We start from the raw sequence: 17221 nt of genomic DNA, 5'->3' as shown, positions 1-17221 counted from the left end.
GCACTGCGTCCCCCACCCGCCCGAACCGGGATGTCCCCTCCAAGGACGGGCTAGCACGACACTCCGGACGAAACGTGATCACGCAACGGCCCCTGCCAGGCGCGCTACGAGTCGTTCGCCGCTGAGATGGCACGGCAGGGCCGAGACGCCACCTGGCACGGCCACTACGAAGACGTCGGTATATCTGCCTACAGCGGGACTGAGCGGCCCGACTTTGAACGGCTGCTCCGTGACTGCCGCTTGGGCCGAATCAACGTGGTCATCGTCTACAACATTTCGCGGCTTTCCCGCCTTGAGCCTCGCGACGCTATCCCGATCGTCAATGAACTGATGTCCCTGGGCGTCACAATCGTCTCTGTCGCTGAAGGCGTATTCCGGCCCGGCGAAGTCATGGACCTGATCCACCTGATTTTTCGGCTCGACGCCGCTTACCAGGAGTCGAAGAACAAGAGCACTGCCGTTCGTGACGCTGCCGCGCTGGCTCGCTCGCTCGGCGGCTATGTGGGCGGAAAGTCACCCTACGGCCGTCGCCTCCAGCAGGAGACCCGAACCTCCCCCGGCGGCAAGCCTGTTGCCGTGCAGACGCTCGTAACTCAGCCCGATGAAGCGGAAGTTATCCGGCGCGTCGTAAAGGCACTGCTCGCCGGTACGGACTCTGTCCACTCGATGTGCGCGACGCTGAATGCTGAAGGCGTAGCCACTCTGGGCGCATCGCGCGGTAAGAAGACAGCACAAAGCGCCTGGCATCCCAAGACGGTTATCAACATGCTGCGTCACCCGCACCTTGCTGGCTTCGACGCCGAGACGATCTACAACGCACAGGGACGCGCTACCGGTCATCGTATCCGGCGCGATGCCGAGGGAAAGCCTGTGTGTGTATGGGAGCCCATTCTCAGCGAGGCGGATTGGTTCGCCATTCAGGATTGGTTGGACGCGCGCCCGGTGCGTATGAACGAACACCGAACAACGGCGCTGCTGTCATCCATGGGCGTAATGGTCTGCGCGTGCGGCTGCTCGATGAGCGCTAACAACTCTGCGCGCCCTAGCTACTTCTGCAACCGGCCAGCGGGTAAGCCGGTGGACACTACGAAGCCTGGCGACCATGAGGGGCGCAGCTACATTTCGCGCGCTGCCCTTGACGATCACATAGTTCGACGCATCTTCGCCCTTATCGCTGCTGCCGAATGGGACGAGGAATCGCGCGACATTCTTGTGCGGGTGGCAGCACACTATGCCGAGATAAATGAAACGGCCGAGACAGCACAGGAACGAGCCACGGTCGTACAGGAACGGGCAGACGCCACGCGGGCACTGACGCAGCTTTATGACGACCGTGACCTTTACGCCGGTGACCCCGTCGGCCGTGCACGCTGGCAGGAGGACGTGAAGGCCCAGCAAGCACGTCTACGGGCCGCTGACAGCCGACTTGAAGTACTGGGCCAGGCTGGCTCAATGGTCCTGCCTATCAGCGGGTGGACCGAGTCAGACAACGGTGACCCGCTCGGCCCTGGTTCCTGGTGGGAGTCGGCAACCCTCGCCAATCGCCGAGAGTTCGTCGCGCTGTTCTGCAAGCGGGTGACCGTGCGCAAGGCGCTGCCCAGCGAGAAGAGCCGAGGAAACAAGGCACTGGCCGTAATCGAGGGTCGCGTGACTATCGAATGGGTTTAGACGCCTGAGCGCCACGTAGCGCCCCGTTCAGAGGGTCCCTGGTCAAGTTGGCCAGGGACCCTTTCTCGTGCCCTCAGACGGCGTATGCCGCCCGCTAAGCCGCTAACAGCCCCGGATGGACCCCGTGGACCCGTCTGGGGCTCTCTCATGCCCGCAGACGGCCGTACAGCGGCTCCGCCCGGCGGGAAGTGCTTGCGCTCCAGTGCCATCAGCAAGGGACAAGTGGAGAGGGTGAGCGCGCATGGCAGCGGATCAGCTTATGGCCGTGATCTACTCGTGGGTTTCGGAAGACTCACACCGGGGAGCGCTGGCACGCGCTTTCCGAAACAACCTCGGCAACGACGCACGGCTTCAGGCAAAGCGGCTTGGACTGCTCAGCATTCACGCCGAGCGACAGGCGCAGCGAAAGGCCGGTCTGGCGCTGATCTAAGGAACGGGCCCAACAAAGGGCCCTTTTCTTTTCCCTGGTTACGTCTCTTCCCGGACAACCCCTGTCACACAACCCACCGTTTACGGCCAGTGCCATGCGACGCAACTTCCGTTTACGGACCCACCTGAACGACGAAAGGGAACAATTCCGTGACCAAGAACCAAGCTATTCGACTGCTCCGCCTTGCCGAGGAAACCCTCTGGCTGGTGACGCTGGGAGACACAGCAATGGCGGACCCCGTACAGCGAAAGATCAGTCTTGCGCTCCGGGCCAACGACTTGGAAACGCCCGGAGGAGCCTGTCTGTCCTGCGGCGAAGCGCTTACGCAGCCTGAAACGGGACGGCCGCGCGTGTACTGCTCTGACCGTTGCCGGAAGGCAGCGCACCGGGCGGCTAGACAGCGCTGAGGACGTGTTCTCTCGACTGGTGTTCTTAATCTCTGAAGGTAGTTATTGAGTTCACGTACCAACATATAAATCTAAGGGTCTCTCCAAAACTCGTCACTCACTCTGGAGATTGAAAACACATCATGACTGACCAACGCTATGACTGCGCCTGGTGTCGCCACTGGCTCCCCGATGGCTCCCGCGCCGATCGCCTTTACTGTTCCCCGCGCTGTAAGCAGGCTGCCCACCGCCGGGCGAAAGCCACGCCCAAGAGAACCTGCAAACTTTGTGGGCGAGACTTCGAGCCGCTGAACGGGCGGCAGCGGATATGCAGCTACAGGACACAAGCCATGACGTCCTGTCAGGAATTGCAAGACGAACAGGCACAGCAGCGGCAGGAAGCCGACGAATCCCGCTGGGAGGCACTGTGCGCCCGCTGCCATGAGAGCACCGGATGGGATGGGGTCGGCCGCCCGCGCCGTTTCTGTTCCCCTCGCTGCCGGACGGCTTTCTACCGTGCTGAGAAGCGGTCTGCGGGCCTCTGAGGGCTCCGCCGGGCAAAATCCCGTCAGGGGCAGCGCTAAAGGCTTTCAGGCGGCCGTCTGTGGCTTCCGGTGCTGCCCCTTCCTTCTGTTCAGATGATTTACCTAACCGTTACTTTTCCAACCTCGGATATTGCACTTTTCCCGTGTTCACTCGGCAGTGTTTGCGCGCCAGTGAAAGTGAAGGGCCTAACGATGGGGCCCCATCACGGGAGTCACACAGTGACCGAAACAGATAAGTGGTGCTCCGATTGCGGCCGCCTGAAGCGTGTGCGGCGTGAGTTCTACCCGCATCCCGGAAACCCGGACGGCTACGCATCCCGCTGTATCGCATGCGCCCTTACCGCCGTTGCCGATGACATGACCCGCGTCGGAAAGCTGCTGGCCCATAAGCCGGTTCGCGGAATGCGGCGGGCTTAATGAGCGACGAAACCGAGCGCAGAAAAGCCCCGAAGCCGGCTGACCCCTCGAATAAGCGCGATAAAGCGCCGATCTCCGAGAGTTTCGACCACTCCCAGGATCTACGCCACCGGCTCACGCGGCTCACGTTTCAGGTCCTCGATCACATCGAAGAGACCGGCGCGATTGTCGACGGCGAGACCAACCCAGATATCGAAGTTCTCTGCACGCTGGTCGATGCAGGAACGGGGCTCCGGAGGCTCGCAATTGAGCGACGCCTAAGCGGTGCAGTGCTCGAATTCCGGGCTCGCAGGCCGATTGCAGGGGGCTGACCATGACTGAAACCTGTGTCCGCGACATGCACCAGCGAGCCGCTGAGAGCAAAGCAGGGCTGATTGACGCCCTGGTGCGCCGTGGCCATTCGCTGGCCGATGCGCGAGAGCTTGCCGACCGGCTTAGTGCCGACCCTGTTTCGCACCGCGCTGCCTGCGAGCGGATTTCCCTTGAACTCCGGTCTGCCTAATTGGACGCTCTTGCGCTGCTCCCGCTGTCAGCAATGGAAGCGTGAGAACTGTTTCACCCCGGCCCATCGTACGGACCGGAGCAGGCAACACCACGCGTATTGCCGACCGTGCCAAGCCGCGTATATCCGCGAGCGCTATCACGCACGTAAACGCAGCGCGAGCACCTAGTAAAACTACGATCCGCCGCTAGTCGCGAGACACACCGGCTCTTTCCGGAAGAGTTCCAAGTGGACATGAAAGCCATGATTTCGGATCTCCGAATCAAGCGCGACGACGCCAAGCTCACGATAGACAAGCTTCTCAACGCGGCTCGCCAGGAAGGCCGCAATCTCACTACTGCTGAGAGCACAGCATTTGAGCGATACGCGGCGGAAATCGAGGCGTTCAACGAGCGCCTGGACGAACTCGAAGAGGCCCAGCGCATGGATGAGGTCGCCGCACCTATGGCGCTCCGTTATGCCCCGGGCGCTGCCGCCCGCAACAACTCTGGAGAATCCCGCATGACCGGTTCCGCATACATCACGTCCGAGCCCGTCATTTACAAGCGGGATTCCAAGGATTACAGCTTCTTTCTCGACGCCTACGCGGTGAGCAAGAACAACAGTTCAGAGGCCCGTGAGCGGCTGGAGCGGAACGCGCGGCAGGTGGCCGACCAGCGACGCCAGGAGGGCCGCGCGCTCTCGACCACGAACGGCGCTGCCGGTGAATTTGTGCCCCCTCTCTGGATGGAGAAGGACTTTGTCAAGCTCGCGCGACCGCGCCGAGTGACCGCCGACGTTGTCCAGAATGCTGCACTGCCGCCGGGCACTGACGTTCTGAATATTCCCAAGGTGGCCACCGGTACGGCGACGGCTGTTCAGGGAACGCAGAACACTGCAATTCAGCAGACCGATATAACCACGACGTCACTTGCGTCCAATGTGACCACGATTGCGGGAGGCCAGACTGTCAGCCTTCAGCTCGCGGAGCAGTCGCCACTGAATATCGACACTGTGATACTCGGCGACCTTGCGGCCGACCTTTCCGTCAAGATTGACACGCAGGTTCTCAGCGGCAGCGGTTCGGGTGGTAGCGCGACCGGCATTCTGAATGTGGCCGGTACTGGCACCGTGAGCTTTACCGGCACCGACGGCAAGGCGTTTCAGCAGGCTGTACTCAAGGCAATTGGCCAGGTATTCGCGTCCCGATTTGAAGCGCCGGACGTTCTGATTGTGGCTCCGCGTCGTGCAGTTTGGTTGATGGGGCAGCAGGACTCGACCGGCCGTCCGCTGCTCGTGCCTTCCGATAACGGCCCCACGAATTCCATGGGTGTGTTTGCTCCGAAGCTTGCCACTGAGGGCCCTATCGGCCGTTTCTGTGGCCTCGACGTGTACATCGATAGCAACATCGGGATCACGTACGGCGCTGGCACGAACGAGGATCGCGGAATTGTGATGCGCAGCGAGGATCTCTATCTGTGGGAGTCTCATCCGAAGTTCGAGGTATTCCCGCAGACCTACGCGAATCAGCTTTCGCTCTTCGCCCGCGCCTATGAGTACATGTCTTTCCAGGGTGCCCGTTACCCCGGTTCGATCAGCATTCTGTCCGGTACCGGCATGAGCGCCACCCTGTAAGGGCTCACGCCCAATTGAACTGATGGCTCATCACAGCAGCGAGTTACCCGCAACCTCACTCCTGCTGTGGTGGGCCGTCTTCCGTTAGGGAGGGAAAACGAATGCCCATGAATGTAGCTGCCGTTGAAGCGCTGGCCACACTGGAGCGCGCCGCCGTTACCCCTCGGGACAGCGCCGAACGGTCGAGTCTTTTCCGTGCCTTCCGAATGCTGTACCGGATCTCTGGTGCCGGAGAGTTTGGCGGAGCGTGGGAAGAGCCTGAGGCGGCCCAGGATGCCTAAGCGGCCCTGCCTGCGATGCGGGCGGCTGACTACTAATCCGAGCCGTTGTGATTACCACCAGTCTGAGTACATGGCGCAGCGCCAGCGCCAGCGTGATGCGGTGCGAGGCAGCGCGAGCCAGCGTGGATATGACAGTAAGTACCGACGGATCAGAGCACAGGTTCTGAAGGCGCATCGTGCCACGAATGGTGAATGGTGCGAAGGGTGGGGAGTGCCCGCGCACGCCAGCGCTGATCTGACCGTTGACCACATCACCCCTTTGGCCGCTGGCGGTACCAATCGGCGGGAAAACCTGCGCGTTCTCTGCCGCTCCTGCAATTCACGCCGTGGCAGTAAGCCAGACGGTTTCACCGTGCTGTGACTCTGAGTGGCGAATAAATATCCGCCGGATTCTGCGTAAAACCCCGGCATGTATGCGATAGGGGGGCGGGGTAAATCTCTAGAGCGCAGGCCTCCCGGACCCAGCCCCTCTCGTCCGGGTACGCCGCTGCGAAATTCTGACCCCGGGGGTTTGGCTCAAATAGCCGTCCATTCGGAATAAATATTCCGAGGTCTGGCCGGCGACCCTATTTCTGACGCCTCGTCAGGAAACTGAGAGTAATTGTTTCCGGGATTGTTAATCCCGGTTGGCCGGTTGGTTCCCGGCGCTTTCTTGGCGCGCTGGTTGATCCGACCGGCCCTATTTCATTGCTCTGGCCGTGGCCGCTGCTGTCGCTCCACCACTGCTCGCGTGCGCCCCTCTGAGAGCCGTTCGGCTAGTCCGACGGACAGGAACCCCAGCGAGAGGGTGAACGGCCCGTACGTGGCCGCCGTGAGCCTCGCAGTGCCCGCATGACCAGAGCCCCGTACCCGCTGGAATCATCCGGTTGGTACGGGGCTCTTTCCTTTGGTCGGGTTGCCTTACGTGGAACCCGCCCCGGGCGCTCGACCAAAGCAGGGCCGGGGCGGGGGCTCTATTCATTACGGGCGACCGTCGCATAGTCGGAGTAGGTTCGCTTGAATCGCGCGTGACCAGTGTCTCGACAATGCTCAGCAATCCAGCGCGTGACCCTTTCATCGTCCACCATCACACCCGAAAATGCTCCGCAATCGGCTTCGTCGCCTGTAACGCAGACAGCCGAGAATTCTGCATGCGCCGTCTCATCAAGCCTGACTTTGTAGTCGACGAAGCGGTATACCGCGCGGGTCACGCGTCGGCCTTCCGGTCGATCTCGAACCAGACCGTTTTTCCGATCACGTATTGCCCGTTCACCATTCGGGGAGCTGTGCCCCATCGTGTGGCCACTATTGCGACAAGCGCCAATCCTCGCCCCTCTTCGTCGTCGTCGCTGGCGTGGCGCAGCGCTGGAAGCTCGTTAGAAGCATCGGAGACTTCAACACGTAGCTTTTCCTCAGTAACCTCAAATACGGTCTCGATTTCACGCCCCGGCGACACACGCGCATGCCGTACGGCATTGGTGAGGAGTTCCGACAGAAGCAAGGTACCGGAATCTGTGAGTTCCTCGGCCTCCCAGCGCTGAAGGTATTTCCCCAACTGGGACCGGGCCAGGCGGACACATTTAGCGTTCCGTGTCCAACTCCAGCGCGCTACCTTGGGAGCCTCCTGAAGGGTCGTCATATGCCGTTCCTTCCGCCTGCTTTGGTCGTGGGACCAAGGTAGGGGGTGAGACGGAAGTTTCCGGCCAATATTTCCGTGGTCGGGTAAAGATCATGAACGGAAACGGTGGGCCCATTCGGACAGCCGTTCCCGCGCTGCCTCGCCGAACAATGCGTAATCCTCGTACGTGGCGAACTCGTCTAGATACGCCGACACGTCCCGGTGATCCCGGAAAACCATTACTCCGGTCTGTGTCTCGACGGTCGCTATCCGCGTGTCGTAGATGGTGAAGGTGTTCAATGGGGCGGTTGGCATATGGCCATCCAAGGGGATTACCCCTAGTCGGATATTCGACAGCAGACTAATCGAAGCCAACCGGTCAATCTGCATAGCCATTGCAGACGGCGGGAGAAACGGCCATCTAACGGCCTGTTCGGTCAGAATGAACGTGAAGCGTTTCGACGTGTCGTAAAGGACTGATTGCCGCTCTAGCTTCTTGGCAATTGCCTTGCTGTGATCCCCGGAGATATGAGCGAGACTCGCCCGCACGTATTCAGGGGTCGCGAGTAGGCCAGTCACCATGGAAAGCAAGAAATAGCGAAACTCTGTGGAGGACTGTTCAAACCCGGCTAGCTCGTTCTGTTTCTTCTCTAGACCGGTGCGGCGCTGAGACCAAGCGTCTTGCCATTCGGTATTAGCGGAACGGGTAAGCGCCACCACCTGGGCAACAAGTTCCGGCGGTGCGTCCAACGCTCTGAGGATCAGTTCTACGTCAACAAGGCTCGGGGTTAGCTTCGCCCCTTCAATATTGCTGATCTTCGTTTGGGACATATTGCAGCGCTGAGCGAGCCGGATTTGTGTGATCCCGGCCCGCTTACGAAGCGTCTTGAGAGTGTCGGCTAGATCAGCTTTGGTCTGGCCTAGCTCCTCCGGTTCAAACGTCAAGGCCCTTCACGTACTCCTCAAAGGGCACCGATTCGGCGCGTGCGATGCGCTGATATTCGATGAAGGGTGACACGTCGCCCTCGAAAGCTTCCCGGCTGATCTGTGTGCCGTCCGGCTGGTAGTGCATGAGGACGACTTCCGATTTGTCGAACATCCAGAAGTCCTGAACGCTCGGCAACGGATTCTCTCGCTCGGTCACGTCGAGGATTCGGATGTCTTCCCCGATGGGGGCCTGATGGCGGTAGTACCGCTCGAACTCGAAGCGCAGGTAATCGGAGAGCGGCCGAGTCAGGATGTGCACTCGCCCGACGCTTCCACCGGATTCCTTGCGGTGCCGGATCATGGCCGTCCATGAATCCTCGTACGGCCCCGGAAACCGCTCGCCCGCCAGGAAGCGGGAGAACTCATCGGCCTCTTGCGGTACGCGGTACGTGGGCAGGGTTTCCAGTCGCCATGCCTCGCTTTTGAAGTCCCGGAATTTCGCCTGCCAGGCTTCACCATCCAAGAGCACGGAAAGCCTCCTTCAGCACGCTTTCCGGGATCTCAACCAACCCTTCGCCCTCGGGCGGGGTGAAGCCGTTGAACACGTCGCCCTGCACAACGAACGATCCATTTTCGGTGCGATACACGTTCGGGCAGTCCCCTTGTCCGCACTCTCCGTTCCCGTTGCCGGTAAGCCGTGTCAGTTCCTCGCGCGCCATGGCTGAAACCCCTTGTGTCCGGCCCCTGTTGGGGCTCTTGGAAACGACGGTACGGGGGCCGGACATGGTCGTCTATGCGGCATCGCCAATATTCGCGTTGTCGGGTACTTGATCTTTGTTCGTACCTGCTGATTGCGCATCACACGTGGGCACGCTGGGGACCGGAAGCAAGGCTCAACGTGTCGGCTGTCCCGTCCGTGCGTCCGACCCCGTGGCGCGTGGGCGCGGCTGTTCTGCCTGGTCGCGGGCCTCAAGCCTTGGCGTGCCATCGTTCGTGGCGTAACCTTTGCGTATTCCCACTTGGTCATGGGGCCGACTGTATCGGCTGTTGCCCGAGGGGCTGTTCCACAGGCCATGTGGCCGATTGCCGCCTCCGTTGTCCACAGCCTCCCGAATGCCTCGGGCGCGGACTGGTTACGCTCGAAGACGTGAGCAGGCTCCAGGTCGTCAGCGGCAAGGGCGGGACCGGTAAGACGACGGTCGCCGCGGCCCTTGCGCTGGCCCTCGCCACGGCAGGGAAGCGCACGCTTCTCGTCGAGGTGGAGGGCCGGCAGGGCATCGCGCAGCTTTTCGAGACGGAGGCGTTGCCCTATGAGGAACGCAAGATCGCCGTCGCCCCGGGAGGCGGTGAGGTGTACGCCCTCGCCATCGACCCCGAACTGGCCCTTCTGGACTACCTCCAGATGTTCTACAAACTGGGGGGCGCCGGACGGGCCCTGAAGAAACTCGGCGCCATCGACTTCGCCACCACCGTCGCGCCCGGCCTGAGGGACGTGCTCCTCACCGGCAAGGCGTGCGAGGCGGTACGGCGCAAGGACAAGAACGGGCGGTTCGTGTACGACTACGTCGTCATGGACGCCCCGCCCACGGGCCGCGTCACGCGCTTCCTGAACGTCAACGACGAGGTCGCCGGGCTGGCCAGGATCGGCCCGATACACAATCAGGCGCAGGCCGTGATGCGGGTGCTGAAGTCGTCGGAGACGGCTGTGCACCTGGTGACGCTGCTTGAGGAGATGCCGGTCCAGGAGACCGCCGACGGCATCGCCGAGCTGCGGGCGGCGAAGCTGCCGTTGGGGCGGGTCATCGTCAACATGGTGCGGCCCGAGATGCTGGACGAGGGCGGGCTGGAACTCGTCCGGACCGTGACGCGTTCTTCTGTTGCCCGCTCGCTGTCCGCCGCCGGGCTCGGCGGAGCACGGCGCGGCGGGCACGCCGAGCGGCTGGTGGATCCGCTCTTGAGGCAGGCCGGGGAGTACGCCGAGCGGCACGCGCTGGAGCACGAGCAGCGCGCGGCCCTGGGCGAGCTGGACCTGCCGCTGCATGAACTGCCGTTGCTCGCCGAGGGCCTGGACCTCGCGGGCCTGTACCAGCTCGCCACCGAACTGCGGAAGCAGGGGATCGCATGAGTCCGGACCAGGCTCACGCCCAGGGCAGCAAGGCCCGCGGCACGGCCGACGCCAAGGCCCACGACACGGGAGGCGCCCGGCACCGCCTCTCCCCCGCCCCCCTGCTCGACCTCGATCCGCTGCTCGACGATCCGGCGACCCGCATCGTGGTCTGCTGCGGCTCGGGCGGCGTCGGCAAGACGACCACGGCGGCGGCGCTCGGGCTCAGGGCGGCCGAGCGCGGCCGCAAGGTGGTGGTTCTCACCATCGACCCGGCGCGCCGGCTCGCGCAGTCCATGGGCATCGACTCGCTCGACAACACCCCGCGCCGCGTCAAGGGCGTCGAGGGCGACGGCGAACTGCACGCGATGATGCTCGACATGAAGCGCACCTTCGACGAGATCGTCGAGGCGCACGCGGATCCGGAGCGGGCCGCCGCGATCCTGGGCAACCCGTTCTACCAGTCGCTGTCGGCGGGCTTCGCGGGCACGCAGGAGTACATGGCGATGGAGAAGCTGGGGCAGCTCCGCGCGCGTGACGAGTGGGATCTGATCGTCGTCGACACCCCGCCCTCGCGGTCGGCGCTGGACTTCCTGGACGCGCCGAAGCGGCTGGGGTCGTTCCTGGACGGCAAGCTGATCCGCGTCCTGCTCGCGCCCGCCAAGGTCGGCGGACGCGCGGGGATGAAGTTCCTGAACGTCGGGATGTCGATGATGACCGGCGCGCTCGGCAAACTGCTCGGCGGCCAACTGCTGAAGGACGTGCAGACGTTCGTGGCAGCGATGGACTCGATGTTCGGCGGCTTCCGCACGCGCGCGGACGCCACGTACAAACTCCTCCAGGCGCCCGGTACGGCGTTCCTGGTGGTGGCGGCTCCCGAGCGGGACGCGCTGCGGGAGGCCGCGTACTTCGTGGAGCGGCTGGCCGCCGAGGACATGCCGCTGGCCGGTCTGGTGCTCAACCGCGTCCACGGCAGCGGCGCCGCCCAGCTGTCCGCCGAGCGGGCGCTCGCCGCTGCGGAAAATCTTGAAGAGCCCGGCATTGTCGATCAGGACGGCGGGAAAGCTGGACTTCGTAACTCTCCCGACACGTACGGCAGTTCAGAATCTCCAGCACCCGATCCGGAGCGCGACGCCCCCACAGACGCGGACCGGACCGTGGACGACCTCACCGCAGGCCTGCTGAGGCTGCACGCGGAACGCATGCACCTGCTCTCCCGAGAGCAGCGCACGCGTGACCGCTTCACCGCGCTCCACCCCGAGGTGTCGGTCGCCGAAGTGGCCGCACTGCCCGGCGACGTGCATGACCTCACGGGGCTGCGGGACATCGGGAACCGGCTCGCGGCCAACCGGCCGGAGCTGCCCGAGGCTGCCGACGCCTGAGCCGAGGGTTCTCCTCAGCTCACCGCCGCGTAGTTCTCGTACATCTGGTCGTCGTCGAGCGGCAGGATGCCCACCCCACGCTCGTACTCCGAACGCGCCGTCTCCAGGAGCCGGCGCCAGGAGGTCACTGTCGGCCGCCTGCGCAGCAGTGCGCGGCGCTCGCGCTCCGTCATGCCTCCCCACACGCCGAACTCGACGCGGTTGTCGAGCGCGTCGGCCAGGCATTCGGTGCGTACCGGGCATCCGGTGCACACCGCCTTGGCCCTGTTCTGCGCTGCTCCCTGAACGAACAGTTCATCCGGATCGGTAGTGCGGCAGGCAGCCTGCGCACTCCAGTCGGTTACCCAGCCCATACCGGCGCCGTCCTCTCCCGAATCGAGGCTCCCCCACGGCGGCAGCGGCATATTCACCGCCGCCAGTTGAGGACGTTACGGAAGGTGGGCACAGCGCAACACCCCCTTCGGGCCCAATCTTGAATGGCCCGAACGGACTATGGGTAAGCGGCAGATCACCCGGGGGAGTGAGCCTGCGACATGCATCACTTTCCCGACAAACGGGACAGTTCAGCTGGGTCACAACGGATGCCGGGTGACACTCAAGGCGGATTCGGACACGCCCCCGACAAAAAAGTTGGGGAACCTCCGGAACGATTCGGGGTCGCCGGACGTATTGATACGTAGCCCTGCTGCTGTGACAGTTGAGAGCAGCTTAGGCCAAGGCATTGACGTGTGTCCGGCGAATGAGAACGTAGGCTGCCCCCATGCCAAAAAAGCGCTCGGGCGGTGGTCTGTCGTCAACTCAGCAGGCCGCCAAGTTCCTCGGTGTCAGTGTGCTCGCTGGAGCGGTCCTGGCCGGTATCGCCCTGCCCGCCTTCGGCGCGCTGGGCCTGGCCGCCAAGGGGTCGGTGGAGTCGTTCGACGAACTCCCGGCCAACCTGAAGACGCCGCCACTGAGCCAGCGCACCACGATCCTCGACTCCGAGGGCGGCCAGATCGCCACGGTCTACTCCCGTGACCGCACGGTCGTCGACCTCAAGAACATCTCGCCGTACATGCAGAAGGCGATCGTCGCGATCGAGGACTCGCGCTTCTACGAGCACGGCGCGATCGACCTGAAGGGCGTGCTGCGCGCGCTCAACAAGAACGTGCAGAACAGCGGGGTGTCCCAGGGAGCCTCCACGCTCACGCAGCAGCTCGTGAAGAACGTCGCCATCGAGGAGGCGGGCGACGACCCGACGAAGGTCGCACAGGCCACGCAGCAGACCATCGGCCGCAAGATCAAAGAGCTGAAGTACGCGATCCAGCTCGAGGAAGAGCTCGGCAAGAAGAAGATCCTCGAGAACTACCTGAACATCACGTTCTTCGGTGAGCAGGCCTACGGGGTCGAAGCCGCCTCCCAGCGCTACTTCTCCACGCACGCCAAGGACCTCACCCTCCCCCAGGCGGCCATGCTGGCCGGCCTCGTCCAGCAGCCGACCGTCTACGACCCGGTCAAGGACGACGTCACGGCCATCAACCGCCGCAACGTCGTGCTGAAGCGCATGGCCGAGGTCGGTGACATCACCGAGGGCGAGGCCGCCAAGGCGCAGCGGGCCCCGCTGGGTCTGAAGGTCAAGCAGCCGAAGAACGGCTGCATCACCGCCGTTCAGGGCGCCAGCTTCTTCTGCAAGTACGTGGAGCGCGTCTTCCTCAGCGACCCGGTCTTCGGCAAGACCAAGGAGGACCGGGCGAAGGTCTGGAACCAGGGCGGTCTGACGATCCGGACGACGCTCGAACCGCAGTCCCAGAAGTCCGTCCAGGACTCGCTCAAGGACCACGTCTACCAGTCGGACAAGGTCGCCGCGGCCGCCACTCTCGTCGAGCCCGGCACCGGCAAGATCCTCGGCATGGGCCAGTCGAAGCCGTACGGCTACGGCAAGAACGAGACCGAGTACAACTACTCGGTCAACTCCTCCATGGGCGGCTCGAACTACGGCTTCCCGACCGGTTCGACGTTCAAGCCGTTCCTCGCCGCAGCAGCGTTGGAGGAGGGCCGCCCGCCGAACCAGTCCTACTCGGCGCCGTACCAGATGCCGTACCCGGAGACGGTCCAGACGTGCAGCAGCAAGCCCTGGACCAACAAGAACAACGACACGGTGGAGAACGAGAGCGAGTCGGAGAAGGGGCCGTACCAGCTGAAGAAGGCCATGGAGCTGTCGGTCAACACCTACTTCGTGCAGATGCTCGGCGACATCGGCATGTGCCCCGTGGTGAAGATGACCGACAAGCTGGGCGTGGTCCAGGGCAACGGCGACAAGGTCCCCGAGAGCCCCGCGTCCATGGCCCTCGGCGCGACCGGCCTCTCCCCGCTGACGATGGCGAGCGCGTACGCGGCCTTCGCCAGCCGGGGCATGTACTGCACCCCGATCGCCATCGAGTCGATCACCCAGACCGTGGGCGGCACGAAGAAGTCGCTGGAGGTGCCGAAGTCGACCTGCTCGCGCGCGATGGACGAGAAGACCGCGGACACCGTCAACACGCTGCTGAGCGGTGTGACCGACTCCGGCACCGGCAAGCAGGCCGGCCTCTCCGGCCGCGCCAACGCCGGTAAGACCGGTACGACGGACTCCCGCAAGAACGCCTGGTTCGTCGGCTACACCCCGAACCTCGCGGGCGCCGTCTGGGTCGGCAGCGCCACCCAGAAGGTCGAGATGACCGACATCAGGATCGGCGGCGTCTACCACGCGCAGGTCTACGGCGGCGACACCCCCGGCCCAATCTGGCGGGACGCCATGACCGGCGCCCTCGAGGGCAAGGACGCCCCGTCCTTCAACCTCGTCAACATCCCGAACCCCCCGGACAAGAACAAGGGCGACGAGAACGACAACAACGGCGGTGGCAACAACAACGGCGGCACCGGCAACGACGGTGGCAACAACGACGGCTTCATCGGCGGCCTGCTCACCAACGGCACGACGAACGCCGGCACCGGCACGTTCTTCCAGGGCCAGACCAACGGCAACGCGAACGGCGGCGGCGGCAGGCGCAACTGAGCCCACCGAAGCCCCTCAGTACTGAGTAACCCCACGACGAGCGGCCCCCGCTCCTCCTACGGAGAGGTTCTCCCCTCAGGAGGAGGTTCTCCCGCAGGGAGAAGCGGGGGCCGTTCGTCGTACGGGAGCGGCGGCCGTTCGTCGTACGGGAGCGGCGGCCGCCGGCGCGAAGGCGTCAGGCGCAGGGGCCGGTCGACGGCGGACGGCCTCCGGCGCTGACGCGGCGAACGGCCGATCGGCGGGACGGGAGCGGTGCACGTCGGGACGGGACCGGACCACGTCGAGAGGGGACCGGTGCGCGCCGGGACGGTCCCGGGCATCGTGCGGGACGGTTCCAAGCGGAGCCGTCCGTCGCGCGGGCCGGTCCCAGGCGGAGCCGTCGTGCCTCCTGGGCCGGCCTTCGGGCGTGGGCGTGCGGGTCGGGTCAGCCCGCGAGCAGCTTCTTGACGACGGCGGCTACTCGGCCGCCCTCGGCCAGACCGGCCACCTTCGGGTTCACGATCTTCATGACGGCGCCCATGGCACGCGGCCCCTCGGCACCCGCCGCCTTCGCCTCCTCGACGGCCTGGGCGACGATGGCGTCCAGTTCCTCGTCGCTGAGCTGCTTGGGCAGGTACGTGGCAAGAATCTCGCCCTCCGCCTTCTCCCGCGCGGCGCTCTCTGCCCGACCACCCTGCGCGAAGGCGTCGGCCGCCTCCCGGCGCTTCTTCGCCTCCTTGTTGATCACCTTGAGGACTTCGTCGTCGGAGAGCTCGCGCTTCTCCTTGCCCGCGACCTCCTCCTTGGTGATCGCGGCGAGCGTCAGCCGGAGCGTCGAGGAGCGGAGCTCGTCGCGCCCCTTGATCGCGGCGTTGAGGTCTTCCTGCAGCTTCGACTTGAGCGTGGTCATGGGTGTGATTGTCGCAGGTGTGGACGGCCGGACGCCCGTTCATTTAGCGGGCGGTGCGACACGCACGCCGAAACCGCGGCGCGGGAAGGGCACTTGCGGGGCAACGTAGTTAAGGGGCGGTGCGGAGAGAAGCATCGACGGCGTCTGACACGATGGACGTATGCGCGCGCGATACGGAGTACCTCTGTCCATTGCGGCGGCCGGCGCCGCCGGCCTGGTGTACGCGGCGGGTTTCGAAGCCCGCTCCTTCCGCCTCCGACGGGTCACGGTCCCCGTCCTGCCCTCCGGAATGCGTCCCCTGCGCGTGTTGCAGGTCTCCGACATCCACATGGTCGGCGGCCAGCGCAAGAAGCAGCGCTGGCTGCGCTCGCTGGCCGGCCTGCGCCCCGACTTTGTGATCAACACGGGCGACAACCTGTCCGACCCGGACAGCATCCCCGAGGTCCTGGACGCCCTCGGCCCCCTGATGGAGTTCCCCGGCGCGTACGTCTTCGGCTCGAACGACTACTACGGCCCGAAACCGCGCAATCCCGCCCGGTATCTCCTCGAGAAGGCCCAGGGCCGCCACGGCCTGAACGGCAACGCGCCCGTTGTCGGCGTGATCCACAACCCGTGGGAGGACCTGCGCGACGGCTTCGACGCGGCGGGCTGGCTCAACCTGACGAACACCCGGGGCGTGCTGAAGGTCGAGGGCGCGTCGGTGGAGCTGACGGGCCTGGACGACCCGCACATCAAGCGCGACCGCTACGCACAGGTGGCCGGCGGCCCGTCGGCGTCGTCCGACTTCTCGATGGGCGTGGTGCACGCGCCCTACCTGCGGGTCCTGGACTCCTACACGGCGGACGACTACCCCCTGATCCTGGCCGGCCACACCCACGGCGGCCAGGTCTGCATCCCCTTCTACGGCGCCCTGGTCACCAACTGCGACCTGGACACGGACCGCGTGAAGGGTCTGTCGACGCACACGGCGGAGGGCCGTACGTCCTACCTCCACGTCTCGGCAGGCTGCGGCGCGAACCGCTACACCCCGGTGAGGTTCGCGTGCCCGCCGGAAGTAACGCTGCTGACGCTGGTCGAGAAGGAGTAAGGAGTAAGGAGTAAGGGGAGGGAGGGGGCCCGGGGCACGCAGATCCCGGGGCCCAGGGGGCGAGGGGTCTCATGGCTCCCAGGAGCATGCAGGTCCCGGGGGCATGCAGGTCCCGGGGGCATGCAGGTCCCGGGGGCATGCAGGTCCCGGGGGCATGCAGGTCCCGGGGGCATGCAGGTCCCGGGGGGCACGCAGGTCCCGGGGGGGTACACAGGTCCCGGGGCGCACACAGGGCACGGGGGTCCCAGACAGCCCGGGGGTCCCAAGTTCTCAGTGGACGTTAAGTCCGATCTTCCCCGGTTCGTGATCGCTCGATCGTGGGACTGATACTCGTCCGGGGCGACTGCTCGTCATGCCCATG

The 17221-nt window shown here is 64.5% G+C and carries 16 protein-coding genes; 9 read left to right on the top strand and 7 right to left on the bottom strand.

The window, feature by feature from the left end; genetic code table 11:
- Window positions 1–126 precede the first annotated feature (126 nt).
- From ACIBAF_RS47585 to ACIBAF_RS47565, 5 genes are all read left to right on the top strand, one after another.
- A complete protein-coding gene (locus tag ACIBAF_RS47585) occupies window positions 127–1668 on the top strand; it encodes a recombinase family protein (protein ID WP_399472817.1) in 1542 nt (513 codons plus the stop codon).
- A 241-nt stretch (window positions 1669–1909) separates the two neighbouring features.
- Window positions 1910–2098 carry a hypothetical protein gene (locus ACIBAF_RS47580; protein WP_399472815.1) on the top strand — a complete coding sequence of 63 codons (189 nt, stop codon included), beginning with the start codon at window positions 1910–1912 and terminating at the stop codon, window positions 2096–2098.
- 1347 nt (window positions 2099–3445) lie between these two features.
- Entirely contained in the window at window positions 3446–3757 is a 312-nt protein-coding gene (locus ACIBAF_RS47575; protein WP_399472813.1) for a hypothetical protein, read from the top strand.
- A gap of 425 nt (window positions 3758–4182) precedes the next feature.
- Window positions 4183–5562 carry a phage major capsid protein gene (locus tag ACIBAF_RS47570; RefSeq protein ID WP_399472819.1) on the top strand — a complete coding sequence of 460 codons (1380 nt, stop codon included), beginning with the start codon at window positions 4183–4185 and terminating at the stop codon, window positions 5560–5562.
- 273 nt (window positions 5563–5835) lie between these two features.
- On the top strand, window positions 5836–6204 hold the full coding sequence (locus ACIBAF_RS47565) for an HNH endonuclease (RefSeq protein WP_399472811.1): 369 nt from the start codon (window positions 5836–5838) through the stop codon (window positions 6202–6204).
- A 592-nt stretch (window positions 6205–6796) separates the two neighbouring features.
- On the opposite strand, the gene ACIBAF_RS47560 is transcribed toward ACIBAF_RS47565, so the two are convergent.
- The 5 genes from ACIBAF_RS47560 to ACIBAF_RS47540 all read right to left on the bottom strand — a co-directional run bounded on the left by ACIBAF_RS47560 (window position 6797) and on the right by ACIBAF_RS47540 (window position 9086).
- Complete coding sequence (locus tag ACIBAF_RS47560) at window positions 6797–7033, bottom strand: hypothetical protein (RefSeq protein WP_399472809.1); 237 nt, start codon at window positions 7031–7033, stop codon at window positions 6797–6799.
- The gene (locus tag ACIBAF_RS47555; protein WP_399472807.1) at window positions 7030–7461 is read right to left on the bottom strand and encodes an ATP-binding protein; all 432 of its coding nucleotides are present in this window, start codon (window positions 7459–7461) and stop codon (window positions 7030–7032) included. The genes ACIBAF_RS47560 and ACIBAF_RS47555 overlap by 4 nt, the downstream gene beginning before the upstream one ends.
- Window positions 7462–7551: 90 nt before the next feature.
- Complete coding sequence (locus ACIBAF_RS47550) at window positions 7552–8385, bottom strand: helix-turn-helix domain-containing protein (protein ID WP_399472805.1); 834 nt, start codon at window positions 8383–8385, stop codon at window positions 7552–7554.
- Window positions 8375–8896: a DUF6879 family protein gene (locus ACIBAF_RS47545; RefSeq protein ID WP_399472803.1), complete on the bottom strand. Its 522-nt coding sequence runs from the start codon at window positions 8894–8896 to the stop codon at window positions 8375–8377. Before ACIBAF_RS47545 ends, ACIBAF_RS47550 begins: the two co-directional genes overlap by 11 nt.
- Window positions 8880–9086, bottom strand: a complete 207-nt coding sequence (locus ACIBAF_RS47540; RefSeq protein ID WP_399472801.1) for a hypothetical protein — start codon at window positions 9084–9086, stop codon at window positions 8880–8882. Before ACIBAF_RS47540 ends, ACIBAF_RS47545 begins: the two co-directional genes overlap by 17 nt.
- A gap of 428 nt (window positions 9087–9514) precedes the next feature.
- Between ACIBAF_RS47540 and ACIBAF_RS47535 the strand changes: the two genes are divergently transcribed.
- Window positions 9515–10492: an ArsA-related P-loop ATPase gene (locus tag ACIBAF_RS47535; protein WP_399472799.1), complete on the top strand. Its 978-nt coding sequence runs from the start codon at window positions 9515–9517 to the stop codon at window positions 10490–10492.
- The gene (locus ACIBAF_RS47530) at window positions 10489–11853 is read left to right on the top strand and encodes an ArsA family ATPase (RefSeq protein ID WP_399472797.1); all 1365 of its coding nucleotides are present in this window, start codon (window positions 10489–10491) and stop codon (window positions 11851–11853) included. Before ACIBAF_RS47535 ends, ACIBAF_RS47530 begins: the two co-directional genes overlap by 4 nt.
- A gap of 14 nt (window positions 11854–11867) precedes the next feature.
- Here ACIBAF_RS47530 and wblA read toward each other — a convergent pair whose 3' ends face one another.
- Complete coding sequence (gene wblA, locus ACIBAF_RS47525) at window positions 11868–12206, bottom strand: transcriptional regulator WblA (RefSeq protein ID WP_173877846.1); 339 nt, start codon at window positions 12204–12206, stop codon at window positions 11868–11870.
- A 407-nt stretch (window positions 12207–12613) separates the two neighbouring features.
- Here wblA and ACIBAF_RS47520 point away from each other — a divergent pair, with 407 nt between their 5' ends.
- A complete protein-coding gene (locus tag ACIBAF_RS47520) occupies window positions 12614–14884 on the top strand; it encodes a transglycosylase domain-containing protein (RefSeq protein ID WP_399472795.1) in 2271 nt (756 codons plus the stop codon).
- A 424-nt stretch (window positions 14885–15308) separates the two neighbouring features.
- On the opposite strand, the gene ACIBAF_RS47515 is transcribed toward ACIBAF_RS47520, so the two are convergent.
- Window positions 15309–15773 (bottom strand): GatB/YqeY domain-containing protein, encoded by a 465-nt coding sequence (locus ACIBAF_RS47515; RefSeq protein WP_399472793.1) that lies wholly within the window; start codon window positions 15771–15773, stop codon window positions 15309–15311.
- A gap of 160 nt (window positions 15774–15933) precedes the next feature.
- On the opposite strand from ACIBAF_RS47515, the gene ACIBAF_RS47510 reads away from it, so the two are divergent.
- Complete coding sequence (locus ACIBAF_RS47510) at window positions 15934–16860, top strand: metallophosphoesterase (RefSeq protein WP_399472791.1); 927 nt, start codon at window positions 15934–15936, stop codon at window positions 16858–16860.
- Window positions 16861–17221: the final 361 nt, after the last annotated feature.

Source organism: Streptomyces sp. NPDC051677 (assembly GCF_044453465.1).
GTDB lineage: Bacteria > Actinomycetota > Actinomycetes > Streptomycetales > Streptomycetaceae > Streptomyces.
This window is presented reverse-complemented; position numbering and strand designations above follow the sequence as displayed.